The sequence below is a fragment of the Paenibacillus polymyxa genome, from assembly GCF_018614975.1.
GTDB classification, from domain to species: Bacteria; Bacillota; Bacilli; order Paenibacillales; family Paenibacillaceae; genus Paenibacillus; species Paenibacillus polymyxa_E.
Genome location: NZ_JAGGNR010000015.1, coordinates 59,360 through 76,635 on the forward strand (window position 1 = coordinate 59,360; position 17,276 = coordinate 76,635).

Here is a 17,276-nt window from a genome sequence, read left to right on the forward strand (position 1 = left end):
GGATCAACATTGGTGTCCTTACGTTCCCCCACTCCAGCCACAGCCGAGCTTTCAATCGCTGTTACTCACAAATTTTTTGTATTCCCTTTTCCAAGGTAAAATTTGTTCATAAAGGCGAACGCTACGCTTCTCCAGCCTCGTTCTGTGTCTTCCGTTACGTGCGTTACCGTAAATAACCTCTCGCTTTCTCATGCTTTTTTGCATTTTTATAAAATGGTCTTGCATATCGCCGCATCCCGCATCAAAACAGGATACAGCGTCTATGTACAACAGAACGGACACGCCATTCTGTCAGTGACTCTATCAATCATGCTCTCGCATTCTATGACATGCCATTTCACACGCAAAACAGCCAAAATCACAATGCTCCTCATATACTAAACACGTCAAATCACAAAAAGTTGCATATTTACGAAAATTAAAGCAAATTTCTGCTATCTCGCGCTTAACAATAAAGGTCCATAGTATCTATCACCACAAAATCCGGTCCGCTAAGCGCCATTTCGGGAAATTTGAAGAACTTTTTTCGCCTGCATAGTCACAGGTTCAGCATACACGCCTTATCACACAAATGTTAGCTGCAAAAAGAGGAATGTTTTCCATCAAGCCTGACTACAATAATAGTAAAAGACAATTCGAAGCTTCATAGAGGAGGATATATATGGATCGCACGCGTACACTCACAGCCATGGATGAAGTTCATATGGCGGCCAAGCTGGCCGATCTCAAGGAAGAACACTATCGGAATACCCTTGCCCTGAGTACCATCATCGAACTGCTTATCGATAAAGGCATCCTAACCCGCGAGGAAGTCGAGCGCAAAGCCACCGAACTCGACAGCTTTATGGCTCACCCACCCTATCCCATGGCGTAGGACGGTCGTAATACGTATCACAGAGTTTGAACTCATGATCCCGATAAAAGCATCCCCGGCTCTCCATCGCGTCGCGCACCGACATTTTCGCGAGGTCCATCATATTATGATCTCGGCTAAGATGTGCCAGATACGTGCGCTTGATGCGTCCGTTCATCAGTTCACTAAGCGCTGCCCCTGCCGCTTCGTTCGACAAATGCCCAATGTCGCTCAAAATCCGGCGCTTGGTGTTCCACGGATAACGCCCCATACGCAGCAATTCGACATCATGATTCGCCTCCAGCACCAGCACATCGGAATCAGAGATCGCATCGCGTACCTTGTCGCTCATGTACCCAAGATCGGTTGCAACAGACAGCTTCTCCGTACCATCATCGAATGTGTACCCTACAGGCTCAGCTGCATCATGCGAGATCCCGAAGGATTCCACGCGCAGTGACCCAAAATCATGCTTTTCACCCGTCTCAAATACCCTCCGGTTTTCCTCTGGAATCGCCCCAACCGACTTCTCCAGTGCCGCCCACGTATTCGTATTCGCATAGATCGGTAAATTATATTTCCGAGATATCGGTCCTAGTCCTTTAATATGATCGGAATGTTCATGTGTAACCAAAATGCCGTCCAGCTCTGCCCCCGAAATCTCCCGTTCCTGAAACAGTGCCTCCAGCCGCTTTGCACTGAAACCCGCGTCAATCATGAGCGACGTGCCCCCATGCTGTATAACGGTAGCATTCCCTGTCGAACCGCTGGACAACACGGTAAAATATATCCCCATAACGCATTACTCCCCTGGTTTGTCTGTCTTGGGACTGAATACATCCCCACTGATGCCCTGCACGTACAACACTTCGCCACTTTCCAGCACGAACCGCCACGCCGGCATCGCTACCTGTATATCTGAATTGAACAATTGGCCGTAATAACCCAGCTGAATATCTTTGACAATTGCATCGTTTGGCAAAAAATTCTCGATCAGCGTTCCCAGCGCCTTCGACGCCGGAAGCACCTGCTGATCGCTCTCCTCTGCGGTCGTAATCCGCACTGGAGTCTGACGGTAACCCGTTATTTTCTGGTCGCTATAGAATAGCTCCAGACTCACATTGAAGAGCGGCCATTTGCCATCCACCAGTGGGTGAAGTACAAAAGCCCCGTCCTCCGCCATCAGCTGATCCAGCCGGTATGTCCCGATCTGTGGAATCTCACGTTCTAATGCATCTTCCAGCTCACTCTGCGAGAAGATCAGCTTGCTATCTACAGGCTGTTCCAGCTCCATATCCACGCCAGCCTTGTCCTCTTCAATGAACTCATAGGACAACTTTGGCAGCTTCGGCGTTTCATTCGGAATTGGAGCCAGCACCTGAATGCCCTTCTCTTCCATCGCCTGCTGTGTATTATCTGCCAGTGAGGTGAAGTCCAGATTGGCTCCGGCCGTCTCCCGCGCATCCATCCAGATCTGGTATCCCAGCACCAGATTGAGCAGCAGAAAGGCATAGATCAACACATTTTTCGCCCGTCCCCAATCCAAAACATCCACCTCCTTCAGTTAACTGGCTGAAATACTTTCTCAAATTGCCTACCCTTCCACCGGAACTGGCCGTTTATAGCCTTTGAACTTAAAACTATACGACAACGGAGAGGGCAGAAATAACCTGAAGAAGCGGAGCTAAAAGCTTTCTGAAAGAAAACTACTTCGGAAGCACTTGCCTCGCCTTCACCACCAGATTTCTCCCGTGTTAAAAGGGAATTCAAGAAATCTGGGGGTAACAGCGATCGGAAGGTTATTCTGTACGCGTAGTGATAAAGTACAGCTACTCTTTGGTTCAAAGACTACAACCCATTAAGATACGGTAGTCTCCTCACCATTTCCAAAGCGAATCACCCATACCGGGATCAGCTTTAGTCCGTCCTCAATCGTAGAAGGACGATACGCCGGGTACACGTCCACGACCTGGCGGTTCTCACCTGCCACCTTTTTAATAAGAGCCTTAAGCTTGTCTCCGCCGGGCAACTTTACCGATTTCTTCGTCTCTGCACCTTCGTTCAGATATTCCAGTGATCGTTCATAGCTGGATACCGTCTCCTGCTGCATCTCCATACTGATCGTGCCAAAGCGGAACTGCATGGAATCCATAATCGGATAGCTGCCATAATACTGCTGGAATTCAAGCCGTGTCTTGCTGTCCGCGGTCCCCAGCATCATGCGCGAACGGCCTTTCCAGCCACCATGCTGATTCACAAAATCAACTGCAGACAACGCATCCTTCGCAGGATCAATCTGTCCCGCAGGCGGTGCCGCCGGATCGGTGTAACTGATCCAGCGCTGTTCCTGTTTTACCTGCAGACTACGTTTACTATCCGTGTAGATCTCCGATCCATCTTTTTCCCGGATGTTCCGGGTCATGCTTGGATCGAAGAACAGACTGCGTTGCATCTGCTCAACCGTGAACTGACCTGTGGGCACATCCGCCTCAATCGTCTCCAGAGCTTCCGCCGGGATATAATACCCGCCTTCCATCAAGGTATATGGCGTCCAGTTCGTACCAAAGTCGACATGCTGCTGCACGTCCTGTACCGTTAAGTCCGCCTGGGTTGCTTCGTATACCACGTCTCCCTTGGCACTGAAGAACAGCGCATGGGCCTTCGTTTCATTTTTGGACGTATAGATCGAGATTCGGTTAATGGTCTCCCCTTGGAACAAAGAATCTGTCCCCAGTCTCATCACCCGCTGTAACAATGCTACGGGGATTCCTTCCTTGAACGAAAGCTCAAATCCAGGATTCTCCTTGCGAATCTGATTCCAATTCACCGATTGCACACTGCGGCGCTGAAAATCATCGAACGCTCGCCCCTGTAACCGTGAATAGATCAACTGATAGAACGTATTGCCAGGGTAAAACACCGTATGTTTATCCTCGCCCAGATGAATAATCATCTGATCGGGGAAGATCAATTCTTCAATATTGCGTTCCTGACCCATATTTTCCGTCTTCACATAATTCGTCTCTGACGTCACAATGGAATCCCCGCCTCCGGGCAAACGGTAGATCAGGAAATAACTCTGAACCAGACTGGCTACAACAAGGGCAGCAAGCACCAGGGATTTAATCCGTTCCTTCACGGTGCTCACCCCCTTCCTCGCGCATCGGCAGTGTGAACGTTACTGTCGTGCCCACATCTACCTCAGACTCCAGAGAGATGCTGCCATCATGTGCCTTCACAATTTCCCGGGCAATGGACAGTCCCAGCCCTGTGCCTCCCATACTGCGGGAACGAGCCTTGTCCACCCGATAAAACCGCTCAAAAATGCGATCCAAATCACGCTGTGGGATACCCATTCCGGTATCCGATACCGAGATGGCAAGTGTATGTTCATCACTGCGTCTAGCTGCAATCGTAATGGTGCCGCCTTCCAATGTATATTTCAGCGCATTGGACACGACATTATCCAGCACCTGATCAATCTGGTCCCGATCCAGTGGAACAGCCGGAATATCATTCTCCACAGATAACACAGGCTGAATATCCTTCTGATGCATCTGGAACGAGAATCGATCCGTCACTTCCTCCAGCATTTCCAGGATGTCGGTTGGCTGTTTCCGTAGCATGGCCTCTTTGGAATCAAGCCGCGATAAATGCAGCAGATCCGTAACCAGTCGTATCATTCGCTCCGTCTCGTTCTGAATAACACCAACGAAACGACCAGCAAGCTGCGGATCTTCCAGTGCACCGTCATCCAGCGCTTCCGCGTAACTCTTGATCGTAGTCAGTGGTGTACGCAGTTCATGGGATACATTGGCCACGAATTCACGCCGGGATGCCTCAAGCTCTTCCTGCTCGGTAACATCCTGAAGTACAGCAATCGTTCCCGTGATCCCCCGTTCACGCCGATGAACCGGTGTGAACGTCATTCGAATGACCACAGGTTCTTCTTGTCCTGCGGGTGCAATCTGCAGCAGCGTTGAACCTGTGAAACCACTCGCAAGGGCCTCCGCATCCTCCGGATCAATGCCGAGTAATATGGCAAAGTGTCTTCCTTCAATATCCGCAGGATGCATACCCAGAATGCTGCTGGCACGACGGTTTACGAGAATGACTTTACCGTACTCATCCGTAGCCACCACACCATCACTCATATTCGTCAGAATGGAGGTGAGCTTCTCCTTCTCCTCTTCATTCAGTGAAAGTGCATCCCGAAGCCTGCTGGTCATATAGTTAAAAGCCCGACTGAGCTGACCAATCTCATCCGTGCCAAATACAGGTGTCTGCTGATCAAAGTTACCTTCTGCGACCGCTGTCGCTCTCCGAGTCACTTCCTTAATCGGCTGCGTAATCGTATGGGATAGGATCACGCCAAGCACCGCGGTTAACACCAGGGCAATCAGGATGCCGGAGATGAAGATTTTGTTGATTCCCTCCATCGTGGAATACAGCTCGTTCATGGATGCCGCGATGTAGACCGCGCCAATGATCTTGCCGCCAGACAGCACCGGCTTGGCGACGACCTTTTTGCGAACATTATCCTCGTCCACGATATATTCCTCATTGTCCCGAATGCCTTGCAGCGCACGGCTGACGACGGTCTGAGTATTTTTTCGCCCCACATAATCCGAATGTGAACTTAGCGAGGTCGTCAGTACTTTGCCGCTAGCATCCAACACCTGAATCTCAGCACCGTTAATGTTGAACAGGTTGTTTACCAGTACACGCAGATTTTCCGTTTTGTCCTCGCCTGCCTCTGCTTCTCCACCCGCCATCGTCTCCCCCACGAGAACCGACAGCATCTCCGCACGCGCCTGCAAGTCTTCCGTAAAGTTGCTCGTTAGTGAGTTCTTCATCGCGCTCACAAAATAAACGCCGATCAATTGCATCGCAATCAGAATCAGCAGTACATAGATAATGATCAATTTCGCCTGAATCGTTCGGAAGAACGAGAATCGCGAGAATCGGCCCATTATATCCCCACGCTTTTGGCACTGCGCACGAGATAACCGAGCCCGCGGCGTGTCAGAATCGTTTCCGGTTTGCTCGGATTCTCCTCAATCTTCTCACGCAGACGACGAATCGTAACATCCACGGTACGTACATCGCCGAAATATTCATATCCCCATACCGCTTGCAGCAGATGTTCTCGTGTCATAACCTTGCCGGAATGCTTCGCCATATAATAGAGAAGTTCATACTCACGGTGGGTCAGATCGAGCGGTTCCCCGCCTTTGTAAGCTGTATACATGTCCATATCAAACGCCAGATCAAATAGCCGCATGACCTGCTTCTCTTCGTCTTCGTGCGCTTCTGCCGTAATCGCAAGCTTTTGCCGTCTGCGCATCTGTGCCTTCACCCGTGCAAGCAACTCACGCGTACTGAACGGCTTCGTCACGTAATCATCCGCACCCAATTCCAATCCGAGTACCTTGTCGATCTCGCCATCTTTGGCGGTAAGCATGATGATCGGCATCTCCAGATGAGCGCGCACCTCACGACAGACATCCATACCGTCCTTGCCCGGGAGCATCAGATCCAGCAGCATCAGATCCGGTTTCTCGGATAACGCCAGTTCAACCGCACGAATGCCATCAAATGCACAGATGACCTCGTAGCCCTCTTTTTCCAAATTAAACTTCAGAATGTCCGCGATGGGCTGTTCATCGTCCACCACCAAAATCTTCCCCTGCATCGGCTAAGTTCACCCCTATATCCTGCTTAATCCGCGTTAGCGTTTATATCTCTCTTCTATGTTTAGCTTGTACCAAGCCTGCTTTGATTTGTTTCTCTAATCTGTTGTTTATATTCTCTAGTTTAACATACCTGAAGCACCGTCACATCCCGATTGGAGACTTGAAAGGTCTTTCATTTGAAAATTTTTTACAGCAGCAAAAAACAAGGCCAGCATTATAGCCAACCTTGCTCTCACTTTAGCTTATATTAGTTCAAATACGTCATTGGATTCTCCGCTGTGCCGTTCTTCAGGATCTCGAAGTGCAGATGTGTCCCGGTCGAGCGACCTGTGTTACCCATAACGCCGATGCTCTCCCCTTTTTCAACCACTTGTCCAACCTTCACACCGATACTATCCAGATGCCCATACAATGTTTCGTATCCATTACGATGGTTAATAATGATGACATTGCCATAACCACTCTTCTGCCCTGCAAAAGTAACCACGCCTTCATCGGCTGACTTCACATCCCGGTTACCTACCAGATCGACCCCTTTGTGCTGACGACCCCAACGCTGTCCGAAGCTGCTGCTCATCGTTGCATTTGATACAGGCCAAGCAAATTCACCCGTGCCCTCACCAACGACTTTTGTTCCACTTAGAACAACTTCAGTTACGGCGGCTTTGATCACTTCCTGACCAAGCCATTCCTCCTGAACAACTTCACCATTTTCTTTTATTATACGGTATTGCATGCTTTTCAATCCGTTTTGTCCAGGACGCACGACTTTTGTTGTTCCTGCTTTCAGTTCGGCACTTTTTCGAACCTCTACTTGCGGTTTAATTTCGATCTGTTCAACCACTTGTTCAACCGATTTAACGGTAACAGCTGGCTTAGGCACGGTCAAGGTCAGTTCGTCTCCGATTTGCAGTGACGTTTCCTTGATGCCCGGATTATTTTTGCGAATCTCGCTTTGTTTAATTTCATACTTGGCAGCGATCGATGAGATTGTATCTCCTTCACGAACTACATAAGTTACAGGCGCGTCTTTACCGACGGTTAATGCTTTAACCGCCTCGGACACATCCCATATTTTGTTTGGATCAGCCTTCACCACATCTGTGGCTACATCTTCCTTGATGCCTACCGACTTCAGGGTTGTGCTTGGCCCCTCGTCTTTCTTCGAGGAATTAGCCGATACCGACTTCGTCTTCAGCGAACTTCGCACAGCCGATGCCGATATGTATTTGCTCTGTACTTGTTGCAGGATTGCATCCGCTGTTGCCTGATCCTTCACAATACCAATGACTTCACCGTCTACCTTGAGCTCCACACCTTTGGCGTAGGCTGTCAGCATGTCACCCAGTTTGTCCAGCGTTTCGTCACTGTTCACTTCAGGTTTGTACGCTCTTACCGTTTCGGTTGTAATGCCATCCGTGTTCAGCACCATCTCTGCATCCGGATATTTATTTTGATATTCCTCAGTTTTGTCTGTAAATAGTTGTTGTAATTGTGCTTCATCTGCAATGGTACCAATCTCGCTACCTTTAACCATTACTTTATAGTACGGTACGGTGTTTGCAGTAACATATTGTTTGCCTGCGAACCCGAGCGATGCTGCGATAAATACACCACATGCTGCTGTAATGATCCATTTGCGAGAGGTCAGAACGTGCTTCTTATTCACACTGAAGGTGGACATGCTCATGTTGTTTTTGTCTTCGGCCGTCCGGTGTTCCCCGGATTGTTCGTGTACCCGGTCTTTGCCCGGTTGGCGTATGCCTCTGAAACCTTTCATGATTCTCTCCTTTTCAGCACTTCTAAGTTCGCATTTCTGTCAAGACATCACCCATCGTGTCTGTCCCATGCTCGTTGATACTTGTATTGGGTGTCCGCAAAATCAGGACTTTAGCTGCGCTCGTAAAAGTGTCAAAATTTTAACCTTTTATCACACCCGTATACTTTAACACAGGTTTTACATTCATTTCAACTCTACACGTCACACCTTAAAGCCACGCCACGCTTGGTTTCCCTTAATTATCCACCCTGTGGCACGGCTGGTCCATCACCCATTATGCCTCAACACCCGCAGTACTATGTACTTTAGCTTGCAATTTAAGACTAGGTTCTAAGACCCAGTGAAATATGCTTTATTTTTCATAAAAATACAAATAAAATCCCTCACCAGATCAACTCTGATAAGGGATTACGTAAACAACCTGTTTGTGGTTTATCTTAAAACTGGATTTCATCTCATGCCACAATAGAAATTAACTATTATGTCGCTATTCTTTGACTGCAAGAATTACAAATCGCTTCTGCTGAACTTCCCAGAATCCATTGTGCTCCATCTCCATATGAATATCCATTAATTGTTCGCGGAACTGCTCTACCTTGAAATCAGGTACTTGCCACGGGATGGTCTTTAGATAATAGACCAGTGCCCCTATATCATAGAATCGCTGCGCGGGAGTTGCTTCCCGTTGCTCCAGAATGCGGAATCCACACTGTTCCAGCTGAAAAGCAGCACGATCCAGCTCCCATCCAGCGTAATCCGCTGGCATAGGAATGCCAAGCCGATCATTGATCTCTCTGCAATCTGACCAACCTACCTGTTGGGTTAGAAACAGTCCTCCTGCGGATAGAATCCGCCTAACTTCCTGTTCATCATACGACTCATGCCGGTTAAGAATCAGTTCAAATTCTCCGTCTGCGAAAGGAAGTTGCGAATCATCAGTCACTGGAAGCACCTTCACACCGAGCGGCTGTAAACGTTCCTCTGCAATCGGTATATTGGGGTGATAGCCCTCGGTCGCACATGTGTATGGAGGAAGAGGGCGAAGTCTGGACAGCATTTCTCCTCCACCAGTCCCCATGTCGAGCATTCGTTCTGTTTGATTCAACAATCGGCGTGCCATTGTTCCATAGGACCAAGGTAACATTCCGCTCTGGATTCGCCCACTCCCTGTTACATAGCTAAAATCCCAGCCACTAAACGGCTGCTCCGCCTCTTGCAGCCCTTGCTCGTATCGCTCTTTCGTCGCCTCGGCAAACCTTTTTACTGATGGTTCTGAATTAGAATGATATAAGTTCATGTTCAATAAAACCTCCAATTAGTGTATTCATAAACACAAGTCCATCGGATCTCTTGAAAGCACCTATGAACGGAGGTCCACGAATTGGACTGGAGGTTTCTGCAATGTTGCCTAAGCGTTTTTATATGTTGTGTTCTTTACCTTTATATTTCATACACTTTCCCCCTCCTATAGGCTAATAAAATATACGTAAGCACTCAATGCTCCAAAACTGGTATGATTCAGTATCTAGTTTCCAGTATTTATTTAAATAGATTATATTCAATCGCCATCGACAAGTCCATTACAATATGAATCAGGCGATACTCGTCTATGATCACGCCTGCTTTCTCTGTCTATTTTACTCCGTTTGTAGTACTTCCATCAGGTTGTCGTACTCATCACTGGTCAGGTACTTCGAGATCACCTGTTCAATCTCACGCAGTTCCTGTTCCGTTAGGCCTCCTTCCATGGCGCCTGAGATCTGCTGCATTTCTTTCTGCGGCAGCTTGTTCATGAGCAGGGTGAAGATTTTTTCTTTCTCCTCTGCTGGCAACTTGTCCTTCGCTCCTGTAATGTCATCCGGTGATACAACAATGGCATCATTGCCTGAAGAAGCAACGCCGCTGTCCGCTCCGGTTCCATTACCTGAAGCTGAACCACTACCCTGATCTGTTCCTGAGTCATTACCTGTGCCCGTATCCGTCCCATTCCCCATAACTGAAACAGCATCTTCCGGAACCTGCTCTTCGTCCGCTCCTGACGGCTGGTCTGTCGTCCCATTTCCCGATTTATTCCCCTCGCTGGTTTTACCGCCCAAGGCACCTTGGAACATGGCGGTTAACCCCATGGGTTGACCTTCCCACTGAATATTGAAACTCGCGAGTAGCGACTTCGCATATGACTGTACAATTAATCCAGTCGTGAGCAGTGTCAGTGAACTGACCAGCAACACGGTAAGCACGATTTTTACAAACCACACAAGCAACTTCATTCCGTTCTCTCCCTCCGATTATCCTACCCGTCTAACATATGCATGTCGGGGTCTGTAACTCTACTGTTAACCAGTATTGACGGAAATCTCGGGATTATATCCGAAAAATATACAAAAAAACCTCCAGTCATCGCTATACAAGCAACAACTGGAGGCTTAATATGCCTAAGTCGGCAGACAATTCTATTTTATAATTCAAGAAACAATCTCTCTATTTCTTCGATTACTCGTAGATTGGCAGAACTTGATTCGTTTGCTCACGGTTACGACCAACGGAGAAGATGGCAATTGGAATGCCTGTCAGTTCCGATACTCGTTTTACATAATTCTGTGTGTTCACTGGCAGGTCTTCAAGTTTCTTCGCTCCAGTGATATCTTCGCTCCAGCCTGGCATCTCTTCGTATACCGCTTCACATTCTGCCAGCATTTTGAGGCTTGCCGGATAGTGTGTGATGACCTCGCCGCGGAATTTGTATCCTGTGCAGATTTTTACAGTTTCCAGACCTGTCATTACGTCCAGAGAGTTCAGGGACAGACCTGTGATTCCACTGACACGGCGCGCGTGGCGAACAACCACACTATCGAACCAACCTACACGACGTGGACGTCCAGTTACCGTACCGTACTCATGTCCAGTCTCACGGATTTGGTCGCCGATTGCATCATGCAATTCCGTAGGGAATGGGCCATCTCCTACACGGGTTGTGTAGGCTTTCGCTACCCCAATGACTTGCTGAATACGAGCCGGGCCTACGCCAGAACCGATACATACACCGCCTGCAGACGGATTGGATGATGTAACAAATGGATAAGTTCCTTGATCAAGGTCCAACATAACGCCTTGTGCGCCTTCAAACAATACTTTTTTGTCCTCATCAATATATTCGTTCAGAACAACGGATGTATCACGTACGTAAGGACGCAGAATTTCAGCATATCCGAGGTAATCTTGCAGAATCTCTTCAACATCAACAGGCTGGCCGCCGTAGACTTGCTCGATGACGCGGTTTTTTTCTTTGACCAGATGACGCAGTTTCAATTCGAAATCTTCAGCATCCAGCAGGTCAACCATCCGAATACCAATACGAGCTGATTTGTCCATGTAACATGGGCCAATTCCTTTGCCAGTCGTACCAATTTTGTTCGGACCTTTGCTCTCTTCCTCGAGTGCATCCAGTACCATGTGATATGGCAGGATGATATGTGCGCGCTCACTGATGGACAGGTTCTTCGTTGTGAAATCATTGTCATGAATATAGTTAATTTCTTCGATGAGTGCCTTAGGATTGATAACCATTCCGTTACCAATGACACACGCTTTATCCGTGTAGAAAATTCCTGATGGAATCATCGTAAGTTTATATTTTTTGTTATCAATCAGAATCGTATGACCCGCATTGTTACCACCTTGATAACGAGCCACGACATCGGCGCTCTCCGCCAAATAATCCGTAATCTTACCTTTTCCTTCGTCTCCCCATTGCGTTCCCACTACAACTACCGTTGACATAGTTAACATTCCTCCGTGGGTGCCTTGCGCACCTTTGTATTGGTCTGTCCGTCCTCTATCCCGGCAGGCATGTTACGCAATAAACCGACTGAGAAGCGTGCTAACGGACAGTAAAAATGTCCTTCCGTTACATTCAAGGGAAGGTTTGCGCTGCTTTAACGCAGCAGTATTAGTGTACCAGTACCCTTTTTCAAAGTCAAATCAAATGGCGAACAATTAGATATAGTACAACCGTAATGTTCGGGATTTACCTATTATTTCGACACAAAAAACCGGAGACTTCAGTCCAAGCTTGCTTGACTGCTATCACCGGTTCAAGGATACCCAATTTAATATGAATCTATATCTGGTATTTATAAGACATGTTTGAGTTCAGTTGCTCTAATGGTTGATCTTCGGGACAGACGATTTTGCTTCCTGATCGAAGCTGTCAGCACCTGCCCGTTACATCGCGAAGGCGTCATTGTGCGCCCTCTCGTAATTGACGAATTTATTAAAGTTTTTCAGGAAGACCAGTTCTACCGTACCTACCGGACCGTTACGCTGTTTAGCGATAATGATCTCGATAATATTTTTCTTCTCGGTCTCCTGGTTATAGTAGTCATCCCGGTACAGGAACGCTACGATGTCGGCATCTTGCTCGATCGAACCCGATTCCCGCAAGTCACTCATCATCGGACGTTTGTCCTGACGTTGCTCTACACCCCGGCTCAGCTGGGACAAGGCAATAACCGGAACTTCCAGTTCCCGGCCAATCTGTTTCAGTGTACGTGAAATCTCGGATACCTCTTGTTGACGGTTCTCCCCTGCTTTACCACGTCCACTAATCAGTTGAAGATAGTCGATCAGGATCATGCCAAGGCCTTTCTCTTTCTTCAGGCGACGGCATTTGGCACGAATATCCGCTACGGTAATCCCTGGCGTATCATCTATAAAGATGTTGGCTTCTGACAACGCTGCAATACCCATCGTCAGCTTCTGCCAGTCTTCATCACCCTTAAAGTCACCCATACGCATCACACTGGCATCCAGGTTGGCTTCCGCACAGATCATACGTTGCACCAGCTGGGCGGCTGACATCTCCAGACTGAAGATGGCTACCGTCTCCTGTGCCCGAATGGCAACGTTCTGAGCGATATTTAGGGCGAAGGCCGTCTTACCTACGGAAGGACGGGCCGCTACAATAATCAAGTCACTGCGCTGGAATCCGGCAGTCATTTTGTCCAGATCGATGAACCCGGACGGAATACCTGTCGTTGTCCCCTTATTCTGATGAAGTGTCTCCACACGATCGAATACTTCCATCAGAACGTCCTGAATGGCTATAAACCCACTACTGGAGCGCCGGTTGGAGATCTCCAATATGCGACGCTCAGCTTCTCCGAGCATCGCTGCAACATCTTCGCCGCCTGTATATCCTTCACTCACGATCTGTGTTGCCGTACGAATCAGGCGACGCAACATCGATTTCTCTTCAATAATCTGAGCGTAATAGTCTACATTCGCGGCTGTAGGTACACCATGGGCTAGCTTAGCCAGATAACTAACGCCGCCGATGTCCTCCAGCTCACCTTTATCCTTCAGAAGCGAAGTCAGTGTCACGAGGTCAATCGGTTGATTTCCCTCACCAAGCTGGATCATCGCTTCAAAGATTAATTGATGGGGCTTATCATAGAAATCCTCGGTTTGCACCCGTTCCATCGCTGTAATCAGGGCTTCGCCCTGCAACAGGATTGCACCCAGCACGGCCTGTTCGGCTTCCAGGTTCTGCGGGGGAATCCGGTCGAATAACATTTCTCCGCCCATTTTACTCTTCCGTTACCTGTACCTTCAAGGTTGCCTTCACTTCAGGGTGAACCTTGACAGTTACTTGTGTTACGCCGAGTGTACGAATAGGCTCGTCCAGCTCAATTTTGCGTTTGTCTACTTTCAGACCCTTTTTGGACAAAGCTTCTGCGATCTGTTTGCTCGTAATGGCGCCAAACAGACGACCACCTTCGCCAGACTTCGCTTTCAGTTCAGTCACTTCTGCTTCCAGCTTCTTCGCAAGTGCTTCCGCTTCCGCTTTCTCTTCCTGTTTGAGTCTTTCCTCAGCCGCCTTCTGGTTGTCCAATGTCTTCATGTTGCCGTCCGTTGCCAGACGTGCGATTCCCCGTGGCAATAGGAAGTTCTGTGCGTAACCCTCAGATACTTCTTTCACTTGCCCTTTCTTGCCTTGACCCTTCATATCTTTTATAAAAATGACTTTCATTCGAACAGCCCCTCTTCCTTTTCGATTTCAGCCAGTACGTTCGTCAGCCGTTTTTCTGCCTCTCCAAGCGTTCCTTCAAGCTGCACGGCAGCATTCGTCAAATGCCCGCCACCGCCCAGTCGTTCCATGACAACCTGAACATTCATGCGCCCCAGCGATCTCGCGCTGATGCCAATCAGTCCATCCGGACGCTCACTAATCACAAATGAAGCGACCACGTCAGTCATGTTCAGCAATGTGTCCGCCACCTGGGCAATCATCATCTGTGAAATCTTGCTACCGGGGTCCGTGACCGCCAGCGCAATGTTTCCATATACCATTTTAGCATGCTTTATGATTTCTGCCTTAGCAATATATTCTGACAGATCCTCTTTCATAAACCGCTGGACCATAATGGTATCCGCACCGCTACGACGCAGGAAGCCTGCCGCTTCGAACGTTCTGGACCCGGTGTGCAATGCAAAGTGCTTCGTATCCATTGTAATTCCGGCAAGTAGAGCCGTAGCTTCGAGTGGAGTGAATTGCACCTTGTCATGAATGTATTGCAAGAGTTCCGTTACCAGTTCCGCAGCTGAGGACGCGTAAGGCTCCAGATAGATCAACACAGCATCATTGATGAACTCCTCACCCCGACGGTGGTGATCCACAACGACAACACGGGTTGCAGACTGCACCAGTTTTGGCTCCATTGTCATGGAGGCCTTATGTGTATCCACCACCACCAGCAGCGTGTGCTCTGTCATCATCTGGGTTGCTTGTTCCGGTGATACAAATGCCTTGGACAACTTCTCGTCCTTGTTCACTTGCTCCATCATGCGTTCAATCGATGGATTAACTCCATCCAGCACAATTCGTGCTTCCACATTGTACAGACTGGCCGCTTTCCACACTCCGATGGATGCGCCGATCGCGTCCATATCCGGAATTTTGTGCCCCAAGATGAGCACCCGATCGCTCTCCTGCATGAGATCACGCAATGCGTGCGCAATAACACGTGCTCTTACCCGTGTCCGTTTCTCTACTGCATTGGACTTGCCGCCATAGAAAGACAGCCTTTGCCCCGATTTCACGGCAGCCTGGTCACCACCGCGTCCAAGTGCCATGTCCAGACTGGACTGTGCCAGTTCTCCCATCTCGCTGATGCTATCCGATCCAAACGCCAGTCCAACACTGAGTGTCATTGGCACTTTGAGGTCAGCAGTCATCTCCCGAACTTCATCCAAAATGACAAATCGACTCTGCTCCAGTTCCTGCAAAGACTTATGATTCAGCATCAACAGATAACGATCAGAAGACAGCCGGCGCAGGTACACTTCGTACTGCTTGGCCCAAGACGTAATTTCGCTGGTCACTCGGGCAATCAGTGCTGTACGCTGTTGGTCGTCCATGCCTTGGGCAGCCTCGTCCAGATTATCCAGAACGAGAATACCCAATGCAAGGCGTTCATTTTCATATTTATCACGAAGAATGGCTAGCTCCGTAATCTCGTATACATATACATATCGCTCCTGCGGGTTATGAATAACTCCATAATGCCGATCATCCAACTGGAATTCGTCATGGAACTCCTTGGATGAATGTTCCTTCGTCCCATCCTTCTTCTCTTTAGGCTGAGGAAGTTTGGGAAACAAATTAAGTAGCGGATTACCCACCATTGTCTTCTCCTGGAACATCTCCGCGACAAAGCGGTTATGCCACTCTACCGTACGATCTTCGCTGTACAACACAATTCCGAATGGAAGCATGCTGACCGCTTCCCCCTCCATCCGTTTGATCCGAATAGATAGGCCATTAATGTAGTCGTTAAGCTCACGGCGGAACGCGAGCTCCGCCTTAATCATGACGATTCCCAGCGCCGAAGCCAGTATCAGACTAATCAAACCTAGCGTCCAGTTATAAATGGTAACGAACATAACGAGCAACAGCAGCAGTATGAACGCCCATACGGTATAGTAGCCGTGCCAGCGTTTCTTCAGAAATTTAGGCAAGACTCATCACCCTATCGTTTTGATTTCGATATTGCCTCACGAAGCGGGAACGCCAGATCGATAATTCCGATAATCCGAAGCGGACCAATGAAGAAGACAGCAGCCGCCAGGAAATATGGTATAACCGGATTCCATTTCTTTGTATGTGAGAGAAAGAAGAAGAAACCGATCGCTTGAATCATGAAGCCCAGATTAATTAACGGGGACAGATTCATGGCAATCATGGTCCAGTATGTTCCATCACTTTGTCTGGAGATCACTTCGATCAACAATGCGAGGAAATAATACCAGATCAACGCACGCGGCATACGCCATTCTCTCGCTGGTGGAAGCTTCGATACCACCACACCCATCACATTCAGAATCGGACGAGCAATGGCGTGTGTAATGAAGGCCATTACCATCGACGTGACAACGAGAGCAAACGGAATCATAAGCTGTGTTTGTTTCGCAACATCCTTGGTCATCTCAGGTGTCCATGCAAACCCGTTGATCATCTGATTCGATGTATTGGTTAACGGTTCAATGGTCAATTTGACCACATCTTCAATATAACTGGACAGGTCGAACTGGAAAATGACACTGCCAATTAAGAGCAACAATAAGTATTCTGCCAACATCATGCCACTTCCCGCCATCAGGGCGAACAGGGCCGATTTGCGTGTTTTGTACGCGTGACCCATAGCGATCGCAGGCAGGGTAAAGATGAGCAATAGTAACAGATAGATGGGGTGGAATACGACCAAAATAACGGCTACGGGCACGAGATGCCATATAAATGATTTTAAAGATAATGAAGCATACAAAATAACTCCCGGAATCATCATAAAAAATATGGCAAGTACCGATAAAGGAGTTAACAGCGAAAGTAGCAAGAGCAGATAAACTGCGCTCCAAACAGCTGATTTAAAGCTAAATTTCAACAAAT

At 48.3% G+C, this 17,276-nt stretch carries 14 protein-coding genes; 1 reads left to right on the forward strand and 13 read right to left on the reverse strand.

Features of this window, described 5'->3' with window-relative positions; all coding sequences use genetic code 11:
• The first annotated feature begins 661 nt into the window (after window positions 1-661).
• A complete protein-coding gene (locus J7E78_RS15625; protein ID WP_079348410.1) occupies window positions 662-874 on the forward strand; it encodes a hypothetical protein in 213 nt (70 codons plus the stop codon).
• Here J7E78_RS15625 and J7E78_RS15630 read toward each other — a convergent pair.
• From J7E78_RS15630 to J7E78_RS15690, 13 genes are all read right to left on the reverse strand, one after another.
• Window positions 843-1,649, reverse strand: coding sequence for an MBL fold metallo-hydrolase (locus J7E78_RS15630; protein ID WP_215077170.1), 807 nt, complete (start codon window positions 1,647-1,649; stop codon window positions 843-845). The genes J7E78_RS15625 and J7E78_RS15630 overlap by 32 nt on opposite strands.
• Before the next feature lie 6 nt (window positions 1,650-1,655).
• A complete protein-coding gene (yycI, locus tag J7E78_RS15635) occupies window positions 1,656-2,399 on the reverse strand; it encodes a two-component system regulatory protein YycI (RefSeq protein WP_036612041.1) in 744 nt (247 codons plus the stop codon).
• A gap of 312 nt (window positions 2,400-2,711) precedes the next feature.
• Window positions 2,712-3,992 (reverse strand): YycH family regulatory protein, encoded by a 1,281-nt coding sequence (locus J7E78_RS15640; protein WP_215077171.1) that lies wholly within the window; start codon window positions 3,990-3,992, stop codon window positions 2,712-2,714.
• The gene (gene walK / locus J7E78_RS15645; protein WP_215077172.1) at window positions 3,976-5,826 is read right to left on the reverse strand and encodes a cell wall metabolism sensor histidine kinase WalK; all 1,851 of its coding nucleotides are present in this window, start codon (window positions 5,824-5,826) and stop codon (window positions 3,976-3,978) included. The genes J7E78_RS15640 and walK overlap by 17 nt, the downstream gene beginning before the upstream one ends.
• Window positions 5,826-6,548: a response regulator YycF gene (gene yycF, locus J7E78_RS15650; RefSeq protein WP_017691453.1), complete on the reverse strand. Its 723-nt coding sequence runs from the start codon at window positions 6,546-6,548 to the stop codon at window positions 5,826-5,828. Before yycF ends, walK begins: the two co-directional genes overlap by 1 nt.
• A gap of 248 nt (window positions 6,549-6,796) precedes the next feature.
• A complete protein-coding gene (locus J7E78_RS15655) occupies window positions 6,797-8,329 on the reverse strand; it encodes a peptidoglycan DD-metalloendopeptidase family protein (protein WP_215077173.1) in 1,533 nt (510 codons plus the stop codon).
• A gap of 487 nt (window positions 8,330-8,816) precedes the next feature.
• Window positions 8,817-9,626 carry a class I SAM-dependent methyltransferase gene (locus tag J7E78_RS15660; protein ID WP_251035073.1) on the reverse strand — a complete coding sequence of 270 codons (810 nt, stop codon included), beginning with the start codon at window positions 9,624-9,626 and terminating at the stop codon, window positions 8,817-8,819.
• Between the two features lie 340 nt (window positions 9,627-9,966).
• Window positions 9,967-10,599 (reverse strand): hypothetical protein, encoded by a 633-nt coding sequence (locus tag J7E78_RS15665; protein WP_215077174.1) that lies wholly within the window; start codon window positions 10,597-10,599, stop codon window positions 9,967-9,969.
• Window positions 10,600-10,822: 223 nt separating this feature from the next.
• The gene (locus J7E78_RS15670) at window positions 10,823-12,109 is read right to left on the reverse strand and encodes an adenylosuccinate synthase (protein ID WP_036671866.1); all 1,287 of its coding nucleotides are present in this window, start codon (window positions 12,107-12,109) and stop codon (window positions 10,823-10,825) included.
• Window positions 12,110-12,553: 444 nt separating this feature from the next.
• A complete protein-coding gene (dnaB, locus tag J7E78_RS15675) occupies window positions 12,554-13,915 on the reverse strand; it encodes a replicative DNA helicase (protein WP_036611922.1) in 1,362 nt (453 codons plus the stop codon).
• Between the two features lies 1 nt (window position 13,916).
• Window positions 13,917-14,360, reverse strand: coding sequence for a 50S ribosomal protein L9 (rplI, locus tag J7E78_RS15680; protein ID WP_036611925.1), 444 nt, complete (start codon window positions 14,358-14,360; stop codon window positions 13,917-13,919).
• A complete protein-coding gene (locus J7E78_RS15685) occupies window positions 14,357-16,348 on the reverse strand; it encodes a DHH family phosphoesterase (protein WP_215077175.1) in 1,992 nt (663 codons plus the stop codon). Before J7E78_RS15685 ends, rplI begins: the two co-directional genes overlap by 4 nt.
• 11 nt (window positions 16,349-16,359) lie before the next feature.
• Entirely contained in the window at window positions 16,360-17,271 is a 912-nt protein-coding gene (locus tag J7E78_RS15690) for a DUF2232 domain-containing protein (RefSeq protein ID WP_215077176.1), read from the reverse strand.
• Window positions 17,272-17,276: the final 5 nt, after the last annotated feature.

Coding starts and splice junctions, on each gene's coding strand:
- J7E78_RS15625 (WP_079348410.1), top strand. CDS start 662: ATGGATCGCACGCGTACACTCACAGCCATGGATGAAGTTCATATGGCG.
- J7E78_RS15630 (WP_215077170.1), bottom strand. CDS start 1,649: ATGGGGATATATTTTACCGTGTTGTCCAGCGGTTCGACAGGGAATGCT.
- walK (WP_215077172.1), bottom strand. CDS start 5,826: ATGGGCCGATTCTCGCGATTCTCGTTCTTCCGAACGATTCAGGCGAAA.
- yycF (WP_017691453.1), bottom strand. CDS start 6,548: ATGCAGGGGAAGATTTTGGTGGTGGACGATGAACAGCCCATCGCGGAC.
- J7E78_RS15655 (WP_215077173.1), bottom strand. CDS start 8,329: ATGAAAGGTTTCAGAGGCATACGCCAACCGGGCAAAGACCGGGTACAC.
- J7E78_RS15660 (WP_251035073.1), bottom strand. CDS start 9,626: ATGAACTTATATCATTCTAATTCAGAACCATCAGTAAAAAGGTTTGCC.
- J7E78_RS15665 (WP_215077174.1), bottom strand. CDS start 10,599: ATGAAGTTGCTTGTGTGGTTTGTAAAAATCGTGCTTACCGTGTTGCTG.
- J7E78_RS15670 (WP_036671866.1), bottom strand. CDS start 12,109: ATGTCAACGGTAGTTGTAGTGGGAACGCAATGGGGAGACGAAGGAAAA.
- dnaB (WP_036611922.1), bottom strand. CDS start 13,915: ATGGGCGGAGAAATGTTATTCGACCGGATTCCCCCGCAGAACCTGGAA.
- rplI (WP_036611925.1), bottom strand. CDS start 14,360: ATGAAAGTCATTTTTATAAAAGATATGAAGGGTCAAGGCAAGAAAGGG.